Origin of the sequence: Mycobacterium sp. 050134, from assembly GCF_036409085.1 — a bacterium.
In the GTDB taxonomy this organism is placed as follows: Bacteria; Actinomycetota; Actinomycetes; order Mycobacteriales; family Mycobacteriaceae; genus Mycobacterium.
The window spans coordinates 1-26688 of sequence record NZ_JAZGLV010000012.1 but is presented as its reverse complement, the minus strand read 5'-3'; the positions used below and the strand labels follow the sequence as shown (position 1 = coordinate 26688).

The 26688-nt window shown below is 63.5% G+C and carries 18 protein-coding genes and 1 pseudogene; 11 read left to right on the top strand and 8 right to left on the bottom strand.

The window, feature by feature from the left end; all coding sequences use genetic code 11:
* Positions 1-101: 101 nt before the first annotated feature.
* Both SKC42_RS15640 and SKC42_RS15635 read right to left on the bottom strand, forming a co-directional pair.
* Entirely contained in the window at positions 102-4346 is a 4245-nt protein-coding gene (locus SKC42_RS15640) for a DUF4185 domain-containing protein (RefSeq protein WP_330965351.1), read from the bottom strand.
* 72 nt (positions 4347-4418) lie between these two features.
* Positions 4419-5078, bottom strand: a pseudogene (locus SKC42_RS15635) (DUF1906 domain-containing protein); the annotation flags it as partial.
* Positions 5079-5289: 211 nt separating this feature from the next.
* Between SKC42_RS15635 and SKC42_RS15630 the strand changes: the two are divergent.
* The 3 genes from SKC42_RS15630 to SKC42_RS15620 all read left to right on the top strand — a co-directional run bounded on the left by SKC42_RS15630 (position 5290) and on the right by SKC42_RS15620 (position 8065).
* The gene (locus SKC42_RS15630; RefSeq protein ID WP_330965208.1) at positions 5290-5691 is read left to right on the top strand and encodes a hypothetical protein; all 402 of its coding nucleotides are present in this window, start codon (positions 5290-5292) and stop codon (positions 5689-5691) included.
* Positions 5640-6620, top strand: coding sequence for a caspase family protein (locus tag SKC42_RS15625; protein WP_330965207.1), 981 nt, complete (start codon positions 5640-5642; stop codon positions 6618-6620). The genes SKC42_RS15630 and SKC42_RS15625 overlap by 52 nt, the downstream gene beginning before the upstream one ends.
* 197 nt (positions 6621-6817) lie before the next feature.
* A complete protein-coding gene (locus tag SKC42_RS15620; protein WP_330965206.1) occupies positions 6818-8065 on the top strand; it encodes a CHAT domain-containing protein in 1248 nt (415 codons plus the stop codon).
* Between the two features lie 555 nt (positions 8066-8620).
* Here SKC42_RS15620 and SKC42_RS15615 read toward each other — a convergent pair.
* From SKC42_RS15615 to SKC42_RS15600, 4 genes are all read right to left on the bottom strand, one after another.
* Complete coding sequence (locus tag SKC42_RS15615) at positions 8621-8845, bottom strand: hypothetical protein (protein ID WP_330965205.1); 225 nt, start codon at positions 8843-8845, stop codon at positions 8621-8623.
* Positions 8846-8989: 144 nt separating this feature from the next.
* On the bottom strand, positions 8990-10195 hold the full coding sequence (locus SKC42_RS15610) for a PKD domain-containing protein (protein ID WP_330965204.1): 1206 nt from the start codon (positions 10193-10195) through the stop codon (positions 8990-8992).
* 116 nt (positions 10196-10311) lie between these two features.
* Positions 10312-10554 (bottom strand): hypothetical protein, encoded by a 243-nt coding sequence (locus tag SKC42_RS15605; protein ID WP_330965203.1) that lies wholly within the window; start codon positions 10552-10554, stop codon positions 10312-10314.
* Between the two features lie 448 nt (positions 10555-11002).
* On the bottom strand, positions 11003-13612 hold the full coding sequence (locus SKC42_RS15600; protein ID WP_330965202.1) for a hypothetical protein: 2610 nt from the start codon (positions 13610-13612) through the stop codon (positions 11003-11005).
* A 358-nt stretch (positions 13613-13970) separates the two neighbouring features.
* Between SKC42_RS15600 and SKC42_RS15595 the strand changes: the two genes are divergently transcribed.
* Positions 13971-15179, top strand: coding sequence for a glycoside hydrolase family 76 protein (locus SKC42_RS15595; RefSeq protein ID WP_330965201.1), 1209 nt, complete (start codon positions 13971-13973; stop codon positions 15177-15179).
* 92 nt (positions 15180-15271) lie between these two features.
* Here the strand turns inward: SKC42_RS15595 and SKC42_RS15590 are convergent, their stop codons facing one another.
* Positions 15272-16462 (bottom strand): PucR family transcriptional regulator, encoded by a 1191-nt coding sequence (locus SKC42_RS15590; protein ID WP_330965200.1) that lies wholly within the window; start codon positions 16460-16462, stop codon positions 15272-15274.
* A 113-nt stretch (positions 16463-16575) separates the two neighbouring features.
* Between SKC42_RS15590 and SKC42_RS15585 the strand changes: the two genes are divergently transcribed.
* The 5 genes from SKC42_RS15585 to SKC42_RS15565 are packed head-to-tail and all read left to right on the top strand — an operon-like array spanning position 16576 to position 23142.
* Positions 16576-17403 (top strand): alpha/beta hydrolase, encoded by an 828-nt coding sequence (locus tag SKC42_RS15585; protein ID WP_330965199.1) that lies wholly within the window; start codon positions 16576-16578, stop codon positions 17401-17403.
* 37 nt (positions 17404-17440) lie between these two features.
* Complete coding sequence (gene mdlC / locus SKC42_RS15580) at positions 17441-19054, top strand: benzoylformate decarboxylase (protein ID WP_330965198.1); 1614 nt, start codon at positions 17441-17443, stop codon at positions 19052-19054.
* 10 nt (positions 19055-19064) lie between these two features.
* On the top strand, positions 19065-20891 hold the full coding sequence (locus SKC42_RS15575) for an FAD-binding oxidoreductase (protein WP_330965197.1): 1827 nt from the start codon (positions 19065-19067) through the stop codon (positions 20889-20891).
* Positions 20892-20900: 9 nt separating this feature from the next.
* Positions 20901-21833: an alpha/beta hydrolase gene (locus SKC42_RS15570; protein WP_330965196.1), complete on the top strand. Its 933-nt coding sequence runs from the start codon at positions 20901-20903 to the stop codon at positions 21831-21833.
* Positions 21834-21843: 10 nt separating this feature from the next.
* Positions 21844-23142, top strand: coding sequence for a cytochrome P450 (locus tag SKC42_RS15565; protein ID WP_330965195.1), 1299 nt, complete (start codon positions 21844-21846; stop codon positions 23140-23142).
* 289 nt (positions 23143-23431) lie between these two features.
* Here SKC42_RS15565 and SKC42_RS15560 read toward each other — a convergent pair whose 3' ends face one another.
* Positions 23432-25132: an SWIM zinc finger family protein gene (locus tag SKC42_RS15560; RefSeq protein WP_330965194.1), complete on the bottom strand. Its 1701-nt coding sequence runs from the start codon at positions 25130-25132 to the stop codon at positions 23432-23434.
* 173 nt (positions 25133-25305) lie between these two features.
* Between SKC42_RS15560 and SKC42_RS15555 the strand changes: the two genes are divergently transcribed.
* Positions 25306-25797, top strand: coding sequence for a plasmid pRiA4b ORF-3 family protein (locus tag SKC42_RS15555; protein WP_330965350.1), 492 nt, complete (start codon positions 25306-25308; stop codon positions 25795-25797).
* 7 nt (positions 25798-25804) lie between these two features.
* On the top strand, positions 25805-26509 hold the full coding sequence (locus SKC42_RS15550) for a hypothetical protein (protein WP_330965193.1): 705 nt from the start codon (positions 25805-25807) through the stop codon (positions 26507-26509).
* Positions 26510-26688: the final 179 nt, after the last annotated feature.

Sequence of the window (26688 nt, the reverse complement as noted above, 5' to 3'; positions counted from 1 at the left end):
GCTACCGACATGCGCGCCCGGACCGAGAACTGAGAGCCGGCCGGTCGAGCCTTCTTCAGGACATCTCGAGATATCGCGCAACACAGGGGGTTCGGATGCCGTTATTTCGATCCGCGTCCGCTGCCCCGCGCGGGCGTCTTCCTTCCCGTACCGCGATGCTCCGCGGCCTTGGCGACGCTTCGCGAGCGCGACTTGACCTCGCCGTTCCCCTCGCGCAGCGGCCGCGTCGTTCCCGCGGCCGGCGCAGCAGCGGTGGTGCGGGTCGAGCTGCCTAGCGAACGGGTGCCTGGTAGCGGGATCTTGAATTGCATGGCGTGGTAGGGCCATCCGGGTGGATCGGTGTGCCACTGGCTGAGCAGGATGTGGAAGCCGCCGTCCAAGCGCGAGCCGGGGATGATCGAGGGGCCATACAGCTGAGCGACCGCATCCGGTCCCTCCTGGCCCCAGTCACATCCGTGGATCGGGCTGATATTGGGCGCGTCATAGAGGTTGGTGTGGTCGAAATTGGGAAAGACCCGGACATCGATTCTGCCCGGCATGCCGTCGATGAAGGAGGCGAGGACCCACTGGTCGTTGATCCGCCGCAGACACATCTCACCGAACTGGTCGAATCCCGGTCCGTCGAGCACTGGCGTCGGCTCGTTGCCCCAATTCCATTTGCCGTCGGGACCGATACCCCATCCCTGGTACGCGTTCCAGTCGATGATCTTGTCGGGCTCCGCCGGGACCCGGCGCAGGATGATCGGCTTGTCGCGCTGGAAACCGGTGGAGATCACGTAGACCCAGCCGTCGTCCCCGACGTCCCACGTCCAGAGCTGAGCGCGTCCGCCGTGCCGGCCGGGGTCCCACAGCTGGGTGCCGGGGCGGAACCACGTGTGGCCGTCGTCGATGGACTTCCAAATCTCGGTGAAGCAGACATTGCCGAAGCGACCCAGATTGCCCATGACATGCATGTACATGGCGTCACCCAGCGTGAGGATGTCGGAGGGCAGGACGGTCGAATACGGGTCGTGCGAGTACGGCCAGAGTTGGCACGCCCAGTTCCGGTCGCCGCCGGCGGCGTCACTCCAGGTGATGCCCTCGTCGAGGCGCTTAGTGTCGGAGAAGAGCGCGACGGGGGCGCGCCACCCGGGGCCACCGGCACGGTTCTCGATGAAGGTGTCGCCGAATACCGCCAAGATCCGACCCGACGGAGTCCGCGCGAGCACGCCGAGATCCGTTCCGCCGATACCGAAACCGTCGGTGTAGCCCGGTCCGGTAACGTCTCTGATCTTCTCCGCGCGGCTCACCGGCGGTCCGGGGTCGACGTCGGGCGGTGGCACGGCCCGTAGTCCCTTGGTCGCCGCCAGTCGCCAGCCGTTGCGGATCGCTTCTTCCCACTCACGTTCGGACACATGCCCGGTGACGGCCCAGCCGCGCTCCTCCTGCAACCGGGTTGCCGCGCGCTTAGTGGCGTAGTCATAGATGCCCGACGCCGTGATACCGACGGTCTGCTGCCATCGCGTCAGCCCGTCCTTCGACGACTGCGGTTCGCCGCCATAGGTGTTCGACCACGACTCGGCCGGCCCGTCCAGCGGTCCCCAATAGTGTCCGGGCGGCAGCGGGAACCGATCGGGGTCCCTGATCAGTCCCAGATAGGTGTTGGCCGCGTCCAGGACCACATCGTGGGGGAAGGTGTGCGGGACGTCCCAGTGATCGCTGTCCTGCTCACCATGCAGGAGAACCGATCCGTAGGAGTAGTTGAAGTGGCTGCTGACCCCTTTGCGGTTGGCTCCCACGGCCTCGACGTCGAGCCACTCGAGCGGGATGTCGTACCCCGCGGCGACGGTGGCGATCGTGAAGGCGACCATGTCGAGCATCTTGTCGTGAGCCAACCACTGATCCCTTGTCTTCGGCTGGTGTTCGACATTGGGGTTTTCCTCTGACCGACTTTCGGATCCCCAGCATCCGACTGTTCCCGAGGTCGCCACCATTGCGATCTGCACGCTCACCACGTTGTCTTTGCGCACCCCCCACGCCGTGTCCTTGGTGGCCACGGTGTTGATGATGTGGTCGTCGTCGATCAGGAAGTGGTAGCTGCCGTCCTGGCTCCCGGACTGGTAGTCGGCCACATCCTCGGCGCTGGCCATCCAATCCTGATTTTCGGTGGTGTGCAGATAGATTCGCAGATACGCTCCGTGCCCTTCCGAGTAGCCCGGCCCCGACCGCCACTTGATCTGGTAGCCGGCCGGGGCTTGGACGGTGCCGGGCGTCGCCGCGACCGGTGTGGGTGGCCGCCAGCCGGTGCGGATGACTTCGTCCCACTCACGCTCGGACACGGTGCCGGTGACCGGGCGCCATCCGTTGAGGGCCTGCAGCCGCGCGGCGACCTCCTTGGTGGCGTTGTCGTAGACGCCCGTCCCGGCAATCCCGACGGCCTCCTGCCAGCGGGTCAGGGCGTCTTTGGACGATTTCGACTCAGTGCCGGACACGTTGGACCAGGACTCTTCCGGGCCGTACACCGGGCCCCAGTAGCAACCGGCAGGCAGCGGGAACCGGTCCGGGTCCGCTTCGGACGGCGGCAGGATCGACTTGGCGCGCGGGCCACGGACCGGCTCTTCGGCGAGCCGCCCTCTCGCGTGCAACGCGTCCTTCACCAGGTAGACCCGGTACGGCCAATCGTGCTGGCCGTCCCACTGGCTGACAAAGAAGTGCATGCCGTCGGGTTCGTTGAGGCGGCTCAGCGGTGAGATATAGCCGCCGTACGGGTTTGGGATCTGTTCACCCCTGACGTAGTCGACGACGTTGGCGCCGAACCGCCAGTCGTCTTCGGGGTTTTGCACCGTCCTGACCTGTTGCTTGTAGCCTGCGCGATCGAAGAAGGACAGCACGCAGTTGCCCTGCAGGTGGCGGAAACTCAGCTCCCCGAACTCGCCCTCGAGTATCGGGGTGTCCTCGTTGCGGATGCCCCAGCCCCAGCGATAGCCGTCCCAGCCCCATGGCTCCCAAAGGCCCAGCGGGAAGTCGCTGGCCCGGTTCCGCCACATCCAGATCGGTTTGTTGCGAGCCAGCCCACCGGTGCCGAAAATGTAGACCCAGTCCCCGATTCGGTCGAACGTCAGCATGACGTTGCCGGGATGGATCGGCTGCGGGCGGTGGGGCAGCGACAGCTCGGGGTATGCCTGCCAGGTGACCAGATCGCGGCTGCGATGGAACTCCGTGCGCAGCTCGTTGCCGAGACCTTTGGTCACCATGGCCGCGACGTGCCACCAGTCCCCGATCTTGATGAAGTCGCAGGGCAGAATGGTGCTGTATTCCGGATTGTCGTGCTGGTAAGGCCACAGCTGTCGACGCCTGCCGGTGCCGATGCAGTTTCCCGCCTCGGGTATCCCCAAGACGTTGTAGTCCCTGTCGTACATCACAATCGAGGGCGACTGCCACTCGCCCTGCCATCGCCCGTCTGGTCCCAGGCGCTCGAAGTTATCACCGAACATCGCGGCGATCGCTTGCCGGTCGGGATCCCACCGCATGATGCCGAGGTCGGCCACCTCCATCGCGACCGAGCTGGTGATCCCCGGGCCCGTAACGTCTTTGGTCGGCGCGAAGGCCCGCAGCGCGCGCTCGCTCCCTACCTGGGCGACCCGACCCGTGAACAGTTCGGTCCAGGTCGTCGGGCCCACCTCGCCGTCGACAAGCAGCCCGCGATTCTTCTGGAAGTCGCGAACCGCCTGACCCGTCAACGCCGAGAACTCACCGTCGACCAGCAGGCCGGCGTCGGCCACGGTGTTCAACCGATCCTGGATCGCGATGACGCGGCTGCCGGCCGCGCCCGCCACGACCGGTGTGCCGGGAAAGGCCGGTACGCCAAATGTCGGAGCGCCCTTTGCGGCCGCGGCTTCTCCGGAGTACTCGGCGAGCTTCTCCCTGAAGTAATCCCACGGGAAACCAGGACCGACGTCAGTATGGTTTCCGGTACCAGTCGCGATCCGCACCCCGTTGTGATCAGTGATTCCGGTTTGCTGCACCGCTTCTTCGGGGCTGATGACGCGAGTCTGCAACCCGTAGCGGCGCGTGTCGCGCACCGCGACGTAGGCAGCTACGTCGATGCCGCGTTGCATGCGGTCGAACCACTCCTGCCGCGACCAGCCCGCCCATGAACCCGCGAAAGCCAAATTGATGGACTTGGAATTTCCCGGCTGGAAGACGGAGTTGGCGTATTCGTCCGTATCGACGATGTTGTACAGACAACCTTCATTGTCGACCGTGTAGTGATAAGAGACTTCGCTGTCATTGTGCGCGAGATATCGGGCGAGATTACGCGCCGACCTGCTGTCCCCGTCTTCGGTATGCAAAACGAACCATCGCACCCCCACGCCGTCGCGCGAACCGTGATACGGGCTCTGTATTTCTTTGCTCTCCTCGAACCGAGGGGCCGTTGCGCGATGGAGACTCCATTGGCCGAAATCATCTGCCAGTACCTCACTCACATCGACGCGCATCCCACCCACGACGGGGCCCGGATTCGACGCGGTGTCTATCACGTCCTGGTACAACACCGCAGTCGGTTCTCGACCGCCGCACGACCACGCCCTGGTCTGCCATACCCAATGCCGCCCGGGAGTCGTCGAGTGGCCCACCACCCCGTCCTGGATCGCCCATGCGCAGACGCGCGCATGGCCGTAGATGCCGGTCCGCTCGACGCCCAGAACGGAATTGATCCCCCGGAACCATTTGACAGCAACGGCATTCCAGGTGGAGAGGTCAATGTCTTCATCGATGGTGAACATGATCGGCGCGGTGTCCGGACCTCCTGCGGCGGCGTGCAAGCGCATGGCCGTTGCGGCGTCGGCAACACCACCGTCGAAGCCTCGCGTGAAGTCCGAGGGCGTCGGATCGCCGGGCTTGCCGTATTGGAAATTGCTGACGATCTCCAAGCCCTGCGTGCGAAGCGCATCCGCATACTCGCGGGACAATGGCTTGGCGCCAAAGTGAGCGCCCGGTCGCGATTCCGACACGTAGGCTACTACGCCGTCATAGCCGGCAGCCTTTATCTGCTCCGGTGGGATATTGTTGGCGGAGAAGTCGATGAGCCGCATCATTGTACCCCCTCAGGAACACTGCAGGCATTTTCAGCGTGTCATACCTGACGCTGCGCTACTAGGGACCAAAGACCCCGCGGCGACAATTGGAGGCTGTCCAGACTTTCGGCGAAATTCGAGGTGCCTGTTCTGGCTGGAATCGAGGTCTGTCGCCGGACGCGCATCGCGGTTACGCTTTTTGCCATGCGACGCTGCGTGATTGAGGTGAGCAATGGTCGAGGACCAGGACGCGTCGTTCCGTGAGCATTTGGCACGGGCATACCCCGCCGGGGGGCAACCCGGCGAAGTCAAGCTCCGAGGCGTCGGCATTGGCCCGGAACAAGACAGCCAGCTCGCGATCATCCAAATCACTCAGTACGCGATCTATGCGATATCTCAGCTGCTCGTCCTTGCGTTGACTGCGGCAGTCACTGTCTCGTTGGTGGTCTCGATCTGGCGGCTGACGGCACATCCGGACCGGAGCCAGCTCATCGTTGCGATGGTGGTGGCGCTGGGCTCCATCGCAACGGGGACTGCCGCGATCTTTGTACAAAAGCAGGCGAACGAGGCCAGGAAACGCTGGTGGGAAGTCCGGCAGCACCGCGGCGCGGCCGGGAGCTCAGGCGATGCGTAATTCGGTCGCGGTCGCACTTCTCAACCAACCGAACTCACCATTCGAACGGAGGTCACGTGGACTCAACGAAACGCCGATCGCTGCACATCGGCCTCAACCAGGTTGACCCTGCGAGCTATGGAGGGTGGTGCGGAGAGCTGAGGGCGTGCGAAGCCGACGCTAAAGCGATGGCCGACGTCGCCCGAGGCAGGGGCTTCGAACCGGCCGTACTACTCACCCGCGAAGCCACAGTCACTGCTGTAGAAGCGGGCATCCGTCGGGCAGCGGCTGAACTTCCCAGCGGTGGCTTCTTCTTCTTGACCTATTCCGGTCATGGTGGACAAGTGCCTGATCTCGACGGCGATGAAGCCACGCAGAGCGGCGACGTCCCGGACACCATGGACGAGACCTGGGTGCTGTATGACACCCAGCTTCTCGATGACGAGATCTACGGTGCGCTAAGCGAGTTCGCCCCCGGAGTCCGAATCTTCGTGCTTTCGGACAGCTGTCATAGCGGCACGATAACCAGAGAAGCCCTAGTCGGTCGCCGGGAAATGGTCGAGTCGCAGCCGACCATGCGAGGCGCCGAGATTAGCGCGCCGAGGGTGAAGTGGGCACCCACCACGGTGACTTTCGCCGAATTCAAAGCGCACCGTGACCAGTACGAAAAGCGCAGTTTGTCGGGCGCCTGCCTGGCGCTGCCGAAATCGCATGTGAAAGTCATCCTCATGTCGGGATGCCAAGACTGGCAGACGTCGATGGATGGCACCACGAACGGAGCCTTCACCGAGTCGTTCCTGAATGCGTGGGGAGCTGGCGCGTTCACCGGCAACTATCAGGACTTGCATATAGCGGTCAAGGCGCGGCTGCCCTTCACACAGCAACCAAACCTGTTCGCCTACGGCGACGGAGTCGAAAACATGTTGCTCACAACACCGTTGGCCGAGTGAGCCTCAAGCCGCCCGGAACGTCGACTTGAACCCGAGCCTCCGATGACCCCCGAATCGATGAGGATGCCGGACGCGAACTCCCCCGCCACGCGTGTCCGCCGCAACCCATTTGTCACGAATCCCAAATCACTGATCCACGAACGAGCGGGGTGAGTACGAGATTGCGCGGTCCACTGTCCTTGCTTCGCCGTGTCCTGGTGATCGCGTTCGCGATACTTATTGGGGCTGGAACCTATCTTCTCGTCGTCTTGACCTTGAATCACCGGGAACACCCACCGCCCGCGGTCGCCGAGCAGCGTGGGGTAATCGAACCGAACATCTTAAAAATCCCGCCGGCACCGGGCGAACCCCCGGACTCAAGGGGCACTTACAATCTGCCCACCTGCTGGGACCTCAAAGCGCCGGCGGAGCTTGTCGTCGGCGAAGGGGCCGAAGTCAAGCTCGTCATCACCCCGTGTCCAATCGGCGACTTGCCAAACGATGTATCCGCCCAGGCGACTTCCGAATCACCCGACATCGACATAGCAGGCCCCTTTCACATCGAGCGGTCCCAGACGAAGCAATCTTGGACGTGGCGGGTAACCGCCAACGCCGTGGGCGGCCATGGCATGAGTATCGGCGTCCAGTCAGTCGACCTTGTCGGCCTGGACGGACGAATCCCCGTCAGCATAATCGCCCACAACGCCAAAGAAGGCGCCAATAAGGCTGGTTCCTTTGACGCGTTCAAGAACGGCGGCGTTGGGGTCAATACATTTGCTGCGGTGATAAGTTCGATTGCAACGTTGATCACATCGGTGGGGTCGATTATCGCGCTGCGTCGGACACGAGCGAACGCCGCGCTCGAACCCAAGCACACAGCAGAACCGGCTCCTTACACCCCGGATCAGGAGAAGATCACCGTACTGTTTGTGGCCGCTGAACCGACCGACGCATCTCATCTTCAGCTCGGGGAGGAGCTGCGCGGTATTCAGCAAATGCTGCAAGCCGCCCGTTACCGAGACCGATACCGACTCGTGGAGCGTTTCGCGGCTCGAGTTGCCGATCTGACCCAGGCGATACTCGAGGAGAACCCGAGGATTGTGCATTTCTCCGGCCACGGCACCTCGGCGGGAGCGGTTTGTTTGGAATCCCTCACCGGCGAGATGCAGGCGGTCGCGCCCGAGGCGCTTGCGGCCCTGTTCCGCACCGCAGGAGGAGTGGAGTGCGTACTGCTCAACGCGTGCTTCTCGGCCGAGCAAGCTGAAGCAATAGCTCGGGCGGTGCCCTACGTGGTGGGCATGAAGAAGGCGATCGGAGATCCCGCGGCGGTCGCATTCGCCGCAGGGTTCTATCAGGCCCTCGGCGCCGGCAAATCGATCGCCGACGCCTTTGCCTTCGGCGTTGTCCAGCTGGAACTTCTGAACATCCCGGAATCATTGACTCCGCAGCTGATTGGTAGCAAATGATCGTCCACGAACCTCGGGAGCAAGAGGAGCAGTCGGGCTCGTTGCAGCCAGGTCTGGGGTCTCGGTAACGGCGGCACCCGACCCCGGAAAGGCCGGCAGATTCGACCTTTTCGTCCGTGCGACTCGCCCCGCGCCGATCACAGGCGGTGTGTGGATCACTAGTGAACATGATCGGCAGGCGGCCGAGCCGTTTTGTGACCACCACCTGCACGTCGAGCGTATCGAGCATGCCGGCAGAGGGTTCGAATCCGGATGCGATGCAGCGGCAACTGCATCGCCCACGGAGCACCGGCTGCCGGTCCACTGCAGACATGACGTAGTGATGCATGGACCCGCAAACCTCAAGCGCGATTCAGGCGCTTGCGGACTTGCGGCGAAGGCCCGTACGACAAAGTCGTCGTCCACTTCTAGCGGCGGGTGAATATGCATAACCGTGCGATCCGGCCCAACGATTCCGATGGCAAGGTTTCCCGCAACGCAGTTACTACTCGGACAGGTCAGTTCGCCCTGGGCCTGACGGGGTGGGACCGCTCGCTCCCTGGTCATGCTTTGTATTCAGGTTGGTTCGGCCAAAACGATTCCCATGACCGGCGGCTCATCGGGCGGGCTCGTCCCATCGGGCTCGGCACCCTTTGGTGCACATTCAGTGTACTCCCGCAGCAGGTCGATGTTGGCGACTTCATGGCGTACGGCTTGTTGAACCGCCACGCTGATCCGCTCGAGCACCTCCTTGGGTAAGTCGCCGTCAACAACGACGCGAAGACCCCTACGCTGGCTCATCAAATCCCCTTAGTCGGTATTATATGCAAGCGACTGCGTTGCAATAGCTTCCGTACCTTTCGCCGTCTCGCCCCAGTGGTTTGATATCAGCGATATTCCTGCTGTCGTGCAGCTCGTTGGCACCTGAAACTTCTGCCGAACGGTTCATCGACCATCATCGGACCAGTGCGGCCAGTCGCTCTTGCCGCCACCTTTGATCAGCCCGTACTTCCGCCTCGCGACTTCCAGCAGCTTGGCGTTGATGACGTCCTTTTCGGGATCGCCGGTCCCACCCGGCACTACCTCGCCATCGAGTCTGAGATCGCCGATCCAGGAGATGTTCATGTCGACGGCCCGTCCCTCCACGTGCCGGGGCACCTTGTCCCCCGTTCCGCTTGGGTCGGCAGGCATGGACTTGATGTGGTAGTCCTTCACCATGCGCTCAGCCGCGGCGCGAGAGGCCGGTTCGTCCGAATCGCCGTTCGCGTTGAGGTGGTTCCAGCAGATGTCGACCCTGGGCCACGGGGGCACGTCGGCAGGATTTTCGGTGCCGTGCGCGACGCGCCATGCGTGATACATCAAGTACTGCCGTTCGAGGGGGCGCTTGGTGAATATTTCGCCTGCCGGCACATTTGCACCGCCTTTTTCCAGCGCCGCGATGAAATCGGCCACGTCCTTGCGAAAGGGACGCCCCGTCTTCGGTGATTTCTCGATGAGCTCGTCCAGACTTTGGCTGCTCGGAAAGCGGCTTACCCATGCCGGTCCGGAGGCTTCTTTGATGACAGCTTCGATCCACACCTGTTTCGAGCTAGTTCGGGTTCCGTATGCCGTGGTTACCGTCGCTTGGACGACGTGCTCGCCAGGCGTGGCGAAAGTTGTCGCGAACGAGTCACCGGTGCCGGTCGCCGGGTTGCCGTCCCCGTCCCAGCTCATGGTGCCGACGGGGTTGCCTTCCAGGGTGAAGGTGACGGTGTCGTTCGGGCGGGCGGTCTCCTTGTCGACGGTGATGCTGAACGGAGCCATCGCCAATTGCCATGCCCTGCGCTCGAGTTCGGCGGCGTACGCTTCGGCTTCTTCTATCGTGACCGTCCTGTTTTCAAACGCGATCGTGACGGTGCACCATGACCACCCTAGGTTGTCAATGTTGTTGCGGCAGGTCGCGGCGGCACCGCGGAGTTGCCGCGCATGTTGCAGCAACTCCTCTACCGTCTGCTGTCCCCTCGAAACGCTCTTTGCGCCGACGCTCATCGCCTTGCCGGCCGAGACCGTTCCTCCGTTCCTCTTACTGCAGGACGTATCTGTGTCATCTCCTGCCGCTCCCGTGGGCTTTACCGATATCGGCGTCATGGCCGCGTTCTCTTCCGATGTCATTCCCTTTTCCTTACCGCCATCGCCCTAACCCCATGCGCACTGCTATCCATCAAGGCTGCGGGCAACTATTCACCTTTGAGCCAAACCAAAGTGGAGCTCAGTTCTCGGGGTTACAGTCAGCCGTCGGTCGAGACCGACCCGCCGCTCGTCGTATCGCTCGATGTCTCGGTCTCGTACCCCTGGGCGGTATCGGTAGACGTCCCGGTTTCATAACCTGCGGCCGAACCGCTGGACGTTTCTGTTTCATAGTCGCCAGTCGATCCCGATCCCGTGGGTTTGACTGGTTCGGGGATGTCAGCTTCCCCACCAGCCTGTTCCACCAAGTCGCCGTAAGCACTGCGCTGCGATTCCGATGGCATGTTCGTTGACCTTTCGTAAGTAACGGTTCCAACTACTCGGCGGCCGACAAACCCACCGCGATCTGTCACCTTGTGCCAGTGGACATCTCGCGCACTACGGACGATAGAGAACTAGCACCCTAGGGCCGGGGACCAAAGTCCTTTCATAATCGCCTTGAGCCCTTCAGCTCCGGGGCACGTGCATTAATGAAGACGAAGAGACCAAATCCACAGTCGCGTAGGCTAATTCTGCGTGAGCTACAGCTTCGCGTGACTCTGCTTGTTCAGCGCGAGACACCCGATGCAGCGGCGGCCGTAAATCCATCCCTATGTCGCTATAGTCGATTTCCTATTTCGACTTGTATTCCCCACGGTTCGTTCGACTTCCAGATTTCGCGCAAGCCGATTGCCCCGACTCAGCCGTCCCGAAAAACTCCGAGCGGATGCCGGTGTTGCCTTCAGGGCCCGGTCAATCTGATTGATCGCCGGCGAGTTCATTCAGCTTTGTCACTAGCTCGCCGGCCCTGGGTTGCATCCACATGGGGCCTCCGCCGGACTTGACGCTGTACGGTGAGTTTTCGCCGGGTTTGACGCCGTTGGCGTTTCTCACCGCGTCGTAGTTGATGGGGACGAGGCGAATGTCGTGTGGTTCGAAGAGGTCCCATCCCTGTGGCCCTGGTCCCCAAAAGAAGATCGCGCCGTGCTCTTGCGAATATGCCGCCTTCGTCACCGTCCCTTCATTGGACTTGAGTAAGGGCCAGCCGTCTTCGTATTCCCCCGTTGTGTCGGGAAGGACCTTCCCATACCGGCTTGCTTCTTTGGCAAGCTGCGCGGCTTTCTCGAGCAGATGTTGGGTGCCAAAGCCATCCTCGGTGTCGAAGCCCGGGTACAGATTCATCCCGTACATCGCCTTGCGATTGTCCCATCTCTCCTGTAATTTCTGCTGGCCGTCCGCGGGCCAGGGGAAGCATCTGGGAAATTCATTCTCAGCCCAGGCGAGGGCGTCAGCCCCCTCTTTGCTCTGCTGGATCAGCATGGGCAACGTTGTCTCATTGAAGTCGCCGACAGCGCTGCCCGGCTTGTAGGATGGGTGTTTCCACGGCTCCGGATAAAAAGACAGTAGTCCGCTGAACCTGAGGACTGCGTCGTCATGATCGCCCGTCAGCCGGGACGGCTCCCCGACCCAAATAAAGTAGGGGTCCCCGTTGATGTCGGTGGAAATGATCGGATAGAGGCGATAAGCGTTAAGCCGCACCAACTCCCCGGCCAACGGGAAGGTATCCAGCGTTTTGGTCGTTTCGTTCTCGTCGTGCCGGCGCCGCAAGGGGCAATCCGGATACGGGTTTTCCTGATAGATATATTTGCCGTCGTGTTCGACGACGGCCACCGCCCCGAAGGGTATTTCTTTGAGCCATCCGTAATTCTTGATCCAAAACTCGTAGTGTTTGTACATCGGGAACCGGTTTGGATCATGGGAATCGACGTTAAGTTCGCGCTTCAGTCGCTCTTCCAAACGCTGGACAAAGGAAAGGTCTTTTTTCGTCGTATCGATTTTCAGCCTGTCGGTCAGAAATTCGCCGACGTTCTTCAACGCGTATCGGAACTGGTTGGCCGAAACCGTGATAGCTGGCCCAAGCATATTTTCGTACTGGGCGCAATAGTCGAGGTACTGGGCGAAAACGGCACGGATCGAGAACCACACCAGGGCTTGGCCGAAGACGACCTGGGCGGAGGTGCACAATTTGCCAATGTCGGCAAGCTCCGGGAATCGATACGACCAGGGCTGGTAGACGTACGCTCGCGGGGCATATCCGGGCGGTTCGTCCGGCGCACCCTCGTCGGTCGCGCGGGAGGAAGGGGCCGCACCGACATTCGGTAGCGATCGCGCCTCAGCCCCCGCCTGCTGCGGCACCGAGGTCGACCGCAGCGGTCGGGCTGCCAGGTCGTTGATCATTTCCTCGGTAAGCAGCGCCTGACCTCGCAACATGGCGAATTCGGCCTGCAGCGCCTGCTTGCGATCCGGGTACTTTTCCCGGATGTCAGGATCTAACCGGTCGTACTGGATCATTTCGATCGCAGTGTTGATCGCATCCCTGATCGCGCCTGTCTCCGGAGCTGCCGCCGCCCCTGCCTTGGAACCGACCGACGGCATGCCCGGCCCCGAAGGCAGATCCTTTGGCGCATTATCCGGGATCCCCGACAAGGAAGGCTTCTCGAACACCTCCTCCCACACCTTGGGATCGGTGCACCCGTCGATGCCGAGCTTTGCAAAGAGGTCGGCCTGGTCCTGGGCCCACACCAGGGGCTTGCCGCCGAGCGGACGGCCGGCAACCCGCACCGTGAAATCCGTCGCGGCGGTGGCGTTTTTCAGCTTCTTCAGGAAGTCCGCCGCAATCCCGGCGCTGACCAACGGAAGCGACACCGAGAAGCCACCGCCGATGCCGAAGGTGTCCTCGGTGACGACACTGTTGCCTTTCAGGGTGCCTTCGAAGATTCCCACGGCGGCCTCATCGATCTCGTCAACGTAACCCGTGCCGAAGGTGTCGTAGAAGTCGGTCAGCGCACCGACCAGGGCTGCGACGCTGGCGGGATCAGCCTCGTTGAAAACCTTGGCGGTGTTCACGACGCTGTCCATCTTCTCGGCGAACAGTTTCGTTCTGCAGTCCAACAGCTGTTGGTGCGTGGCCTTTTTCATCGTGGTGATTGTCGAATTAACCCTCCGCCCGAAGACCTTCATCTGCGATGAACGCCGGCATGCGTTGAGGGATTGCTGGATATAGAACTTCGCCGAAGCATCAATAATCCCGGCGTTCAGGGTCAGGGAACCCGATACACTCCACGCCCACGCGTCTTGCGACTCGGTGCTCGAACCGTCGCCGTACACATCGGTCGCCGACTTACCCGGAGCACGGTCAAGCAGGTGCGCGTCTTGCAAAAGCTGAGTATCAAATGCCTCGGCACCGGCGAGGAGCTGATTGGTATCTGCATTGATCGCCGAGCCGATCTGAAGGAACTCGAACTCCTCTGGGTACGGATCGTTCAAGGGATCGAAGGCATAATCCGTTTCGCTGACAGACATTGGTTTCCGCCCGTTCGCTCAGCTGACCCTGCTACAAAGCATGAAAGGTCTTTCGACGGTATCCATCCAAAACCCAGCCCGGCTAGTGCCGAAAGTCCCTGACGTCGGGCGTTTTCGCTAGCGTCGCAGCAGGGTCTATGCCACTAAGGCGGGCTGGCGGTCGCTATCCCTCGTCTGCGTCGGGAACCTCCGCGCGATCCGGTCCGGCGACCGCGCAGACCCACCGTTGAACCGTCGTTCATCGACTCGACGTGCGGCCCGGGTTTTCTGGCTCTTCGGAATTTCATTGGTGTCGGAATAGAATCCCGGGACACGTCTCCGACCGGCATCGCTGGTCCAGCAAAGGGAGCCCGAGCGGATGGATCGCCCGAACAAGGGGATCAGCCGACGCGGTCTGTTCTTCGCGGTCGCGGGCGCCGTCGCGGTCACCTCGGTGACCCATCCGACGCGGGCGGCGGCGATCAACGAGAAGTCGCCCCCCGGACCCGCGAGGCTCGCCGAGCGGGCCGACCTGGCAGAGCGGGCGATCATGGAGCGGCACGTGCGCACGCTCTGGTGGCAGTCCGGGATGCAACTGGGCACGCTGCATTGGCCGTCGTCGCTATTCGATCGATTGTTGTTGGGGCGCTGGTGTTATTGGTGGCAGGCCCACCTGCTGGACTGCACGGTGGATGCCGCGTACCGCGCACGCACGCCCGAACGCATCGACCGGATCAGCGCCATCGCGCGCGGCATTCACACCCGCAATCTCACCAGCTGGACGAACGGGTACTGCGATGACATGTCCTGGCTGGTGCTGGCGCTCGAACGCGCCGACAGGCTGCTCGGCGTCCGGTGCGGCAATGCCGTTCCGAAGCTGCGGACCGCCCTCCTCGACGGCTGGAACCCGGCCGTCGGCGCGGTCCCCTGGAAGATCGGGCACGATTACTACAGCACCTCCGGGATCGGTCCGACTGGCATCGCGATGGCCCGCCTCGGCGAGCTGGCGCACGCCGAACGACTCGCCGATTTCCTGAACACCCGGCTGCGCGACAGCGAAAGCGGCCTCATCTTCGATGGCTTACACGAGCGCAGTGGGCTGGTGAACCACACCCTGCTGACCTACTGTCAGGGCGTGGCGATCGGGCTGGAGACCGAGTTAGCCCAGCGCACAACCAATTCAGAGCATCGCGACCGCGCGGCGGCGCTGGTCACCGCTACCGCGGATAGGCTCACCGACGGGGGCGTGATCGTCGGGCGCGCCGGGAACGACTCGGGCCTGTTCATGGGCATCCTCGCCCGCTATCTCGCCCATACCGCGCTGGCCCTGGGCGACCCCACCGCCGCGCAGCTCGTGCACGCCTCCGCGCGAGCGGCCTGGAGCAACCGCGCCGAGGTAAACGGTCTGCCGCTGTTCGGTGCGCATTGGAACCGCCCGGTCACCGCGCCGGCAGGTCTGGAAACCTTGGCCCGGGCCGCGGACACGTCACGGCCGTCCCGGCCGAACGAGAGCCGCGATCTCTCGATACAGCTCAGCGCATGGATGCTGCTCGAGGCGGATTACCAGCTCACCTCCGCCGGGCACTGAGCCATCCCTCGCGACACATGCGCCGGTTGTTTGGTCGAGCCGCCCGGGGCGCCCGCTAATACACGAAAGTTGCCGGTGCCCGCCCCTGATCTTCAGAGATAGGTGCGGACAGCTTCCAGCGCCAGTGCGACTTGCGCCAACCACAAATTGTCGGACAGAGGCCGTCCGGTGAGCTCGGCAAATCGGCGCAATCGGTAGTTGACGGTGTTGCGGTGACAGTGCAGTTGGTCGGCCGTCGCCGAGACGGACTGACCGAGCTGTAGCCAGGTGTGGACCGTCGTGAGAAGAGGTTCACGACGGTCGTCTGGCAACTCGAGGATTGGTCCGAGGGTGGCCGTCACTACGGATGTGGCGGCGTCCGGCGCACTAGCGAGCAACACGGCTACGACATCACGGTTGTAACGAGTAGTGGGGCGGTTGGACGATGATGCCGACAACGCGACGTGTGCCTGGGCGCGGGCATTCGAGCAGTCGGCGATTTTCGTGAAGGGGCTGCTGAGCCCGATCAAGACCGGCGTCTTGGCACAGATGGTGCCGGCAATGCCGTCCAGCGCTTCGGCGCGATTCCGGCGAAGCGATACGATCCCCAGTTGCGATTGCGGTGTGAGGCGAAACCACGAGTCCTGAACAGCAGGATGCGCGGAGATCAGCGTCTCGATGTCGGGCGGAGAGTGCCCGACTGATAAAGCCGTGGCGCTGGTGGCCGCGATTACCGTCAGCTGGCCTGTCCGTGGGAGACCGAGGGCGGCGACCGCGTCCCAGAACGCTGCTCCGATGCTGGATTCGTTGAACAGCACCGTGTCGAGCAGGGCGGCTCGAACTTGCTCGTTACGCCGCGCGTCGCGGATCTCGATTTCACGAAAAACGGCATGCGCGCGAAGCGAATTCGTGTTCATCCACGCGAAGATGGACGGTGTTGCCCCGATCAGCGCTTCTCTTTCGATCTCGCCCGAGTCTGCTAGATGGGCGAGCTCGTCCCAGATGGTCGCCGCCCCAAGACGGTAGGCGTGCAACAAATTGGCGAGCGTCAGCCCTTGGCTGGCGCGCCAGCGAATTGCGGCATCAAAACTGGCGTGGCCTGGTTCCGTGCCACGGTCGATCCAATCCAGCATCTCGGCAAGGTAATCGGTGATGTTGTCCCGAACGGTCTTACCGCTGTCGTCGTCACTGGGGAAGTAGTTGGGAACTTCCTTGCGGAGACGCGTGAAGACCTTCGTCACGATCATGTCCGACTGTTGACGAACGCAATCAGTGAGGGCAGTCAGCGGTCGTTGCTGCAACATGTACCGGATCGTAGAACGCCATGCGGCGCTGTGCCCGAGCACAGGTTTCACGACCGCGAATTTGGGCTGCCGTTCGTTGTCGAGCCCCCACACAGTGACCAAGATGAATTCTCGTGAACGCCACCTCCGATCAGACCATCGTGCTGGTCCACGGCCTATGGATGACGCCGCTGGCGTGGGAAGACTGGGTTGCGCATTACCGCGCTCAGGGCTTCACCGTGCTCACCCCCGGCTACCCCGGTGTGGCCCCCGGTCCGGCCGGCGTCGCCGCGCTGCGCGAGGATCCCGCACCCCTGGCCGACCTCGGGGTGCGGGAGGTCTTCGATCACCTCGCGGCGCTGATTGACGAGCTCGACGAGCCGCCGATCTTGATGGGCCACTCGTTCGGCGGCACCTTCGTGCAGCTCTTGCTCGACGCCGGTTACGGGCGAGCCGGGGTGAGCATTGACGGTGCCGCGGTCAAAGGCATCAAAGCGCTGCCGTTCTCCGAGGTCCGGGCTACGTTTCCGGTGTTGAAGAACCCTGCCAACCTGCACCGGGCGGTGCCCATCACAGCAGAGCAATTCCACTACGCGTTCACCAACACACTCACCGCGGCTGATTCGGAGATCGCCTACGAACGTTACGCGGTTCCGGTGCCGGCGCGAATCCTGTTCCAGGGTGGCCTGGCCAACGTTACGCACAACGCCGCCACCACCTACAACTTCGCCAACGACGATCGCGCGCCGCTACTCTTCATCGCCGGCGGCCACGACCACATCCTGCCGCCCGCAGTGCAGCACGAGAACTACACCAAGAACGCCAAACACTCGGCCGCAATCACCGCGTACAAGCTGTTCCCCCAGCGAGACCACTTCACCTGCGGCGCACCGGGGTGGGAGGATGTCGCCGACTTCGCCTTGCACTGGGCGCTGAACCCCGTGCCGGGCGAACTCGACTGATCCTTCCCCTAATTTGGCCTGAAAGCGATGATTAACCATGACCACAGTGCGCGACGCCATCCTCGATCTGTTCCGCTCACACAACTTGACCACCTGGTTCGGCAACCCCGGCTCGTCTGAATTGGCTCTGCTGCAAGACTTCCCCGACGACTTCCGCTACTTCCTGGGTCTGCAGGAGATGATCCCGGTCGGGATGGCCGACGCGTACGCGCAAATCACCCGCCGACCCGCTGTGGTCAACCTGCACACCGCGCCCGGCATGGGTAACGCGCAAGGCCAGATCTACAACGCTTACGTCAACAAGACGCCGCTGATCATCACGGCGGGCAACCAACGCCGCAACATGCAAAACCAGTACTGCCTACTGACCAACCACGAACCCACCACCACCCCTAAGCCCTTCGTCAAATGGGCTGCCGAGCCGGCGATCGCCAGCGAATCCCCCGCCGTGCTGGCCCGCGCAATCCACCTGGCCACCACCCCACCAATGGGGCCCGTTTTCGTCTCGCTGCCGATGGACGACATGCCGATCGAACTGAGCGACGACCAGCTCGCCGATATCAACATGGTGCGCGACCGCACCGTCACCCACGCGACCGGCTTCCCGACCGAGTTAGCCGAGCAAATCGCGGCGCGACTAGACGCCGCCACCTCACCAGCAATCATCGTCGGCGGCGACATCGACCGCTACGACGCCTATGACGCGATGATCCAACTGGCTGAGCGCACCGAATCGCCGGTATTTACCGCCCCATTGACCGGCTGGAGCGGATTCCCCGAAAATCACCGGCTTTATCACGGAGCGCTGCCCCCGGGTGCGGGCTGGATCTCGCAGATCCTGACCGGCCATGACCTCATCCTGACGATCGGGACTGCGGTGTTCCGCTACTACCCGTTGGTGCCCGGCCCGTACCTGCCCGAGGGCGCAAGTTTGATCCAAATCACCAACGATCCCGACGAAGCCGCCCGCGCCCCTATGGGGGACGCGATCGTCGCCGACATCCGCACCGCGGCGCGGGCTCTGGCCGCGTCGGTCAAACCGACCCAGCGCCCTGCGCCCACACCGCGTGCCGCAGTCCCAGAGCGGGTATCGGCGCAGGTGCCGCTCGAGCCAAAGGATCTGTGGACCGCCGTCGGCCACGCCGCCCCCGGTGACACGCTGTGGGTCAGCGAAGCGGGCAGCAACGAGATCCCCATGACCGAAAGCATCCGTCCGCACCAGCCGCTGTCGCACCTGTCTGCTGCGGGCGGCGGACTCGGCTGGGGACTTCCTGCGTCAGTGGGCGCGCAAATCGCGGCACCGGATCGGCCGGTCGTGTCGCTGATGGGTGATGGTTCAATCCACTACGCGATCACCGCGCTGTGGAGTGCGGCGCGCTACAACGTCCCGCTCACCGTGGTGGTGGCGTCGAATGCCGAATACGGGGTGGTCAAAGAATTCGGCGTCTGGGAAAAGACCCCGAACGTGCCCGGGCTCGACATACCGGGCCTCGACATCGTCGGAACCGCCGCCAGCTACGGCGTCGATGCGCATGAAGCAGGCAGCTCCGACGAAGTCTACGAGTTGGTCCGAGCCGGCATCGCCGACCGTGACCGACCCACCCTCATCAACGCGCGCACCACACCCGTCGCGGGTGGATTCGGCAGCTAGGAGAACTCTCATGGACGACACGATCGTCTCGGCGTTCGCCGGAGTACTCGGTGGCGGGGACACGGTGGCCACGGACCCCGCCACCCTGGCCGAAAATGCCAGAGACTACTGGGGGTTCGGTCGCCAGCCCGGTTTGGTGCTGCGCCCCCGCACCCGCGACGAAGTCGTCGCAATCGTCAAAGTCGCGGCCCAACACGACGTCTCATTGGTGACCCGCGGCGGTGCGTCGAATTGCAGCGCCGGAGTCATTGCCGATTCCGATCGCGTGGTAATCGACCTGACGAGGATGAATCAAGTCCTTGACATCGACCCGGAGGCGCGCTTCGCACGGGTGCAGCCCGGGGTGATCAATTCCGATCTGCAGGAGCGGTTGGTCCCGCACAAGCTGGTGTTCTCACCGGACCCGGTATCAGCACATCTGGCGACAATCGGCGGAAACATCATCGAGAACGCCGGCGGGCCACACGCTCTCAAATATGGGGTCACTTACAACCACGTCCTGGCCGTAGAGGCGGTGCTCGCCGACGGGTCGGTAGTCCGGTTCAGCGCCGACGACGACGGCCCGGACCTGCTGGGTGTGCTCATCGGGTCGGAAGGCACCCTGGGCATTTTGACCGAGGCGACCGTTGCGCTGCGGCCCATCCCGCCGGTCACCCGCAGCCTGATGGGCAGCTTCGATACCGCCCGGGAGGCGGCCGAAACCATCGCCGCGATCATCCAGACCGGGGCCGTGCCCGCGGCGGTCGAATGGCTCGACCGCGCCGGTATCGCCGGGCTGCAGCAGTTCACCGACACCGGCTATCCCACCGACGCCGACGCCATCGTGCTCATCGACGTCGACGGCACCGCCGACGAGGTCGACCGCGACGCCCAGATCGTGGAAAAAGTACTACGCGAACACGCTGTTGAGGTGCGCCGCGCCGATGACGACGATGCCCGCGCCAAGCTGTGGTACGGGCGCCTGCATGCCCCGGACGCCGTCGTGCGCAGCGGCAAAGGCTTTTTCATCGGCGACGTCACCGTCCCGCGCCAACACATCCCGGAGATGCAGCAGGCGATCCAGGATGCCGCCAAGCGGCACTCCGATGCCCTGCTGTTCATCGCCGTCACCGGACATGCCGGCGACGGCGACCTACACCCGACCACCTTCTACGACAAGGAGAACCCCAAAGCCGCCGCGGCTCTCGAGGCCGCCAACAACGAAATCATCGAAGCCGCACTGAGACTGGGTGGCACCATCACCGGTGAGCACGGTGTCGGTACCGAGAAGATCCAGTTCATGATCAAACGCTTCACCCCAATCGAGATCGCAGCCCAGCGCACCCTCAAGCAGATCTTCGACCCCACACAGCGCTTCAACCCCGGCATCATGCTGCCCGAATTGTCACCAGAGGAACCCGCGCTGCCCGCGTTTGAGGCCGCGGTGCGCGCCGCGCTAGACCGTCGTCCTGGTTCGGCCGCGTCCGCCGACGGTGCCGACACCACGGTCGAGGTCAACACCGGCAACTTGAACCTTGTGGTCGGCGCCGCAGTCACTCTGGGCGAACTCTCGCGGAAACTCGACGAGCAAGGTGTGACGTGCCCTGCCATCCCCATCGAACGTCCTGAACGCACCGTCGGAGAACTGATCGCCAACGCCTCCGGTGCGGAACGGCTCGCGGTACGTCACGGACTGCTCGGCGTCGACGTCGTCCTGCCTGACGGCGCCGCGGCCCGCTTCGGCGGCCAGAACATGAAGGACGTCGCCGGCTACGACACCAAACGCCTATTCATCGGAGGCAACAACGCATTCGGAACGATCACCAGCGCCGTGTTCAAGATCGCCGTCGCCCGGTAACCCAGACTCATGTCCTGGCAGATGCACGCCATCGCGACCTACGGGCGCCTCATACGCCGACCCCGCACTTATGCGACGCCGCAAAGCGCGCGCGCCTACCTCGAGCGGCCCAAGACCAGCAGCGGACCGCCCCCGCAACTCGCCACGTCAGGCCGCTACCAACTGAACCGCGACACCATCGATGGATTCGATTGCTATACAGTGCAAGCCACCAGCAATCAGCCCATTCCCCCCGCCGGACCATCAGTGGTGTACGTCCACGGCGGCGCCTACGTCAACCAAATCAAGCCGGCGCACTGGAGACTCATCTGCGCGATCGCCGACGCGACACGGCGCCCCGTGCATGTGCCACTCTACGGTCTCGCGCCACAACACTGCGCCGAGGAAGCGGTCCAATTCCTGCAGGAGGTGACGGGCCGAGCCGCACAACACGGTCCTGTCTACATCGCCGGTGACTCCTCCGGAGCAGGACTGGCGCTGGCAGCCACCCAAACGATCATCAACGAAGGTGCAAACCCACTCCTCGGACTCAGCCTGATCAGTCCCTGGCTCGACATCGCACTGACCAATCCCGCCATACCCACCATCGCCAAGCGCGACCCCTGGCTCGCGGTTCCCGGTCTGCGCGAGTGCGGCCGGGTATGGGCCCGACACCTACCGACGGACGACAACCGAGTCAGCCCCATCTTCGGTGACCTGCACAACCTTCCACCGATCGACCTCTACGTCGGCGACCGCGACATCTTCCTCGCCGACTGCCGGCGGTTACGCGAGCGCATCGGCACCGACCGCATCACCTACCACGAACAGCCCGGGGCAATCCATGTCTACCCGCTACTGCCAGTCCCCGAGGCTAGGCCCGCACGACACGCACTGCTCGACCACATCAGCGCCGCCCTCAACACGCCGCGGCACGACGACGACCGCCGCCACCTCTACTAGCGACCCGTCGATGAGCCGCACACGCGCCTTCCCGCACACCACCACGTCTGAGAGCCTGCGCTTCACCACGCTGGTGGCGCTACCCAATCTGGCCGAGGGCCTCTTTAGCCGCCGGCCCGGTGTGACCGCCGCGCTAGACCGCGCCGGGATCGCCGGCCGCGTACACCGACTGCTCATCGCACTGCGCGGTCGTTACGGTGACGGACCGATTTGGGTTAACGTGGCAGGCAAGCCGACATTGCTCGTCTTCGGTCCCGATCAGATCCGCTTCGTACTCTCCCACGCGCCAGAGCCTTTCGCCTCCGACCCCGAACCGAAACTGTCCGGGATGAACAAGTTTCAGCCACACGCGCTGACCATCTCCCGGGGCAGCCACTGGTCGGACCGCCGCCGATTCACCAACGCCGTCCTAGCGCACGCCACCGGCAGCGGCGCGATCGCCGAGCGCTGCCTTGCGGTCGCTCGCGAGGAAGCCAGGTCTATGCCTGACAACCTTGACTGGCCAGGATTCCACCGCACAATACAACGGGTCGCTCGGCGAATCATCCTTGGCAACAACGCAACACACGACACACAACTATCGACTCAACTAGTGACGCTGATGAGAAAGGCCAACCCTCCCGGTAAGGGCGACCCCAAACTCTTCGACGCTTTCCTGGCCGCCCTGGACCGCTACGTCCAAGCCGCAGACGCAGACAGCCTGGTTGGCTTCTTCGCCGCGGCGCCCACCAGCGAGATCACTCATCCCACCCATCAAGTCATCCATTGGATGTTCGCGATGGGTGACACCCTGGCCATCAACCTCTGGCGTTGTCTGGCGCTGCTGGCCACCCACCCCGCCGTTGTCGCCAAGGCACAGAACGGGATCGACGAACAGGATAGCTCCGACTACCTCGTCGGCTGCCTGTCCGAGGCGATGCGACTCTGGCCCAGTACTCCCGTGCTAGCGCGAACCCTCACCCAGGCCACCGACTGGGATGGCGAGACAGTTCCTCAAGGAACGCAAGTCATGATCGTCAACACCTTCAACCACCGCGACACCAGTCGCTTCCCCGAGGCCGATCACTTCGATCCCACCGCCTGGACCGAGGGCGCCGCTCACGCCTCGTGGTCTTTCAACTTCTTCAGTCACGGCCCGCAAGGGTGTCCCGGAGCAGACCTTGCGCTGCAACTCGGCGCCGCTATTTTGACGGCGCTGCTCAGCGAACGGGGTCCAGCGGCGACCGATGCCACACTCCACCCACACCAACCGGTGCCTCTGACGCTGGACCCCGCGCGCATCAACATCCGATTAGCACCCCGCCACTGAAGCGCATCTGCTTCGTCGAGAGCAGCATGATGTCGAGGAGCTTGGCGACGGCTGCCCGCGCTCGCTTGTGGGGCGTTTTCACGGGCTCCGTTTCGGCATCCATCCGTCTCTTGTCACGTCCTGGCCCCTTGTGCGCGCAGTTCAGTCCCAACCGGTTCTTGCTCCCCGAACTTCACTCCCGTCAACGGAGGTGTCCACGGCGGCGAGAGCGCTCGGCGAAACGCTGGCGGCGGTAAATGCGACAAACAGTAGCGCAACAAGAATGGCGATTACGGGATTGACGATGTCCCTACGATCGACGCGGCTCGCGGTCGCACGCTCGTCCGTCGAGTGACGTCGCGCAGAGCCCCTTCGCCTCGAGCGCTTTCATCAGCGAGGGGCGCCGGCCGTAATCATGCCGTACCTTGGCGATGTACAACGCGAAATCAGCACTGCGACCGCCTCTTTCATACAACTTGGCCATGGTTGCGAGCGTCGCTGCAATGCCCGGGTAGAGCTTGGTGTTGGGACGTCGCAGGTCATCCTCGAGCTGCGGGCGGTACAGATCGGCAGCGGCGACCGGACGAGCCTCCGCGCCTTGCGTAGCGAGTTCCTGCCATGCCCATCCGGGACCGTAACGGTCGGCAGCCTCCCACGCGGCGTCCACGTCTCCCTCGCTCAAGGCGAGCTGGACCAGGACCGACCCCGAGCCAGAGCCACAAGCGAGTTCTCGCGCGTGGTCGAGCGCCCAGGTGCGTTCGGTATCGGCGCGATCGATCGTGGCGGCAAAGTCCAGCAACGATCGAAAGGCATGGACCGTAGGCCGCCTGACGAAATCGTTGCGCAGGACGGCGATCGCGTCGTCGATGCGGCCGAGGCCCCGGTAAGTCTCGGCTACGGCAAATGGGCTCAGCCAGTAGTCATTACCGCCGCCCTGACCGCTAATTCGGCCTTCGGCAACCGCCCGATCGATCCAGCTCACTACTTCGCCGTCACGTCCCGCTTCCCGCAAGCGGGTGATGATCGCACCGTACTGCGGATCCTCGCGTTCGTTCAGCAGCTCAATAGCTCGATCGACGTCGCCGTCGTGATCGGCGAGCTCCAGCAACATGCTGTCGACTTCAAACCGGCTCCAGTGGTCGCGACCTGCGTGCTGGCGGTCCAACTTCGCGACCGCCGCGCGGTAGATCTCGAGGGCATGGTCGTCGAATGCGTCAACGAAATCGGCGAGCAGCAGCGTCGGCCATCCCGGCGACGTCGCGCGGAACGTCGCCAGCCACTCCGCGAGTTCGGCTGGGTCTGGGGCACCCAGGCGACATGCCTGCACGTACAAATCGGCGGCCCGCTCGCATTCACCGCCGATCACCCCCGACGAGTCGTCAGCTTGCTCGGTGATCGTGCGCAGCAGGGTCAACGCGCACAGCAGGGCCGGCCGCACAACCTCGGCGGACCCCGCGTTCAGGTGGCGCTCAAGCTCATCGAGTACCTGACTGGCCGCTTCCCCGACCGCGTAGGACTCGCGATAGTCGACGAATCCGCGCAACTCTAGGGCGTTGCGCACATAGACTTCGAACTCGGCCTTGGCGGTCGTGTCATCACCGGATACGACTGTGGCACGAACCTCGAGCATGCGGCGCACTTCGCCGTCGCGGTGGGCGAGGCTCAAGACTAATTCGCGAAGCTCGTCGACATCCATCGCCTGCACGGTCGCTTTCAGCGCCGATTCCACCGGCGTGGCGTCGTCGACGGCCCCGCCGTCAATCACGGCGAGTCCGACCGCGACCAGGTGCTTGCAGAAGTTACCATCGCCGGCGTGCGGGCACGTGCAATAACCGTCAGGTTGCGGACCAGACCAGTCAAGCTCCACGGCGTAGACCCGCTTGGCCTGGACCGACGCGTAGGCCTTCTCGGCGGTGATCCGGAGCCCTCGGACGTAGCGGACGTAGTCCTCGCCTCGCGCGTAGCTCCGGTCACCGGCCACCTCAAGCAACACGCTCTCCGACAACGACATACCAACATGGTGCCCGATGGACTCGGCGACTGCTCGAAGGTGGGCGGTACGAGCGAGGATCCGTACCTGCGTCTGATGCCGGAGTCGGTGTCGCGCCCCGATCTGCGTCACGCGCGACGGCGTGATGTGGTCGTCTACCGGGTCCGGGTGCACCTCGATGACAGCGATCCCCCATCTGGCGACGGCTGGACCTGCGCTCGGACCTGACTCTGGACCTGCTGCACCAGGTCCTGCAGGTGGCGTTCGACTGGACCGATTCGCACCTGCATCGCTTCTCACTGGGCGGTAGCGCCTTCGACCACCAAAGCCAGGTGTTCCTCTGCCCGTACGACGTGGACAACAAGGAGTGGCCAGAAGACGACGGCGGCCTGCCCGCCGCCGAGACTCGACTCGACGAAACTCTCAGTGAGCCCGGCGATGTGCTGCACTACCTCTACGATTACGGGGACAACTGGGAGCTGACGTTACGTCTCGAAGAGGTTATTCCCGCCCAGACAAGCTGTCCCGCAGCGGTTGTCGTCGACGGTGAGCGAGCTGCGCCACCAGAAGACTGCGGGCATCTGGTCGATGCCGACAGCCTTTCCGAGGTGCTCTCCGACCCCCGCGCTGTTCGAGCCGGAACGGGTCGACAAGGGGTTCGGCAGCGCGTACTTCGTGCTGCGTGAGGCAGGCATGGACGCGCGCCTGCTCGACCTGGTTCATCGGCCCACCCGCGCCCCGTATGGCGACGACCTGACGATGGCGGCGCTCACGCTGACCGGTGCGCGACCGCTGGTCACGATTGCCGACAACCTGCGGGCGTATCAGTGGTTCCTGGACCGCGCCAAAGACGGCGGCATTCCGTTGACGGCCGCCGGATACCTCAAGCCGGCTGACGTCGAGGAAGCGTCGAAAGTCGTTCCTGTAATGAATGATTGGATCGGCGAGCACAACCGCGAGGTCCAATGCTACCCACTGCTGCGATTCCGCGAAGGCATGCAGTGGTTGGGGCTGCTGCGCAAGCACAAGGGCACGCTTTTGCTGACCAAAGCCGGCGTAACGGCCGAGCGTGACGCCGACAGACTGTGGGGGCATATAGCCGGTCGGTTGATTCCCAAATCCGACGCGAAATTTGAGGAGCAAGCCACCCTGCTGATGCTGGCCTTTGCGGCGGCTTCTGCCGGTTCCAGACTGCCATTCGACAAAATAACGGCGATGATGGCCGAATTCGGCTGGCGCTACTCCGACGGTCGGACTATCTCCGAGGCGCCCCTGCACCAACTCCCCGTCCACCACGTCCTGAGCAACGTGACCGACCAGCCCGTCACCCGAGCCCGGCGAGATGTCGTGAGTCCAGCGGCAGCAGCATTGGCGCGTAGTGCACTCGGCGGGACCTGAAAGCCTCAGCCGTGCCGGAAGCCATTCGGCCGCGGCTCCCCGAAGCGCGCCGTACGGTCACAGAACCGTGCGAGGCGAGGCCGCCACTAGGGCATGTCTGACAAACGTCGGGTCCAGGCGACGATGGCGTTGAGAACGGCTGCGCCGCGGTAGACGATGGCGAGTTTGTCGTAGCGGGT

Coding starts and splice junctions, on each gene's coding strand:
- SKC42_RS15630 (WP_330965208.1), top strand. CDS start 5,290: ATGGTCGAGGACCAGGACGCGTCGTTCCGTGAGCATTTGGCACGGGCA.
- SKC42_RS15615 (WP_330965205.1), bottom strand. CDS start 8,845: ATGAGCCAGCGTAGGGGTCTTCGCGTCGTTGTTGACGGCGACTTACCC.
- SKC42_RS15610 (WP_330965204.1), bottom strand. CDS start 10,195: ATGACATCGGAAGAGAACGCGGCCATGACGCCGATATCGGTAAAGCCC.
- SKC42_RS15605 (WP_330965203.1), bottom strand. CDS start 10,554: ATGCCATCGGAATCGCAGCGCAGTGCTTACGGCGACTTGGTGGAACAG.
- SKC42_RS15600 (WP_330965202.1), bottom strand. CDS start 13,612: ATGTCTGTCAGCGAAACGGATTATGCCTTCGATCCCTTGAACGATCCG.
- SKC42_RS15595 (WP_330965201.1), top strand. CDS start 13,971: ATGGATCGCCCGAACAAGGGGATCAGCCGACGCGGTCTGTTCTTCGCG.
- SKC42_RS15590 (WP_330965200.1), bottom strand. CDS start 16,462: ATGTTGCAGCAACGACCGCTGACTGCCCTCACTGATTGCGTTCGTCAA.
- mdlC (WP_330965198.1), top strand. CDS start 17,441: ATGACCACAGTGCGCGACGCCATCCTCGATCTGTTCCGCTCACACAAC.
- SKC42_RS15575 (WP_330965197.1), top strand. CDS start 19,065: ATGGACGACACGATCGTCTCGGCGTTCGCCGGAGTACTCGGTGGCGGG.
- SKC42_RS15570 (WP_330965196.1), top strand. CDS start 20,901: ATGTCCTGGCAGATGCACGCCATCGCGACCTACGGGCGCCTCATACGC.
- SKC42_RS15565 (WP_330965195.1), top strand. CDS start 21,844: ATGAGCCGCACACGCGCCTTCCCGCACACCACCACGTCTGAGAGCCTG.
- SKC42_RS15560 (WP_330965194.1), bottom strand. CDS start 25,132: ATGTCGTTGTCGGAGAGCGTGTTGCTTGAGGTGGCCGGTGACCGGAGC.
- SKC42_RS15550 (WP_330965193.1), top strand. CDS start 25,805: ATGGACGCGCGCCTGCTCGACCTGGTTCATCGGCCCACCCGCGCCCCG.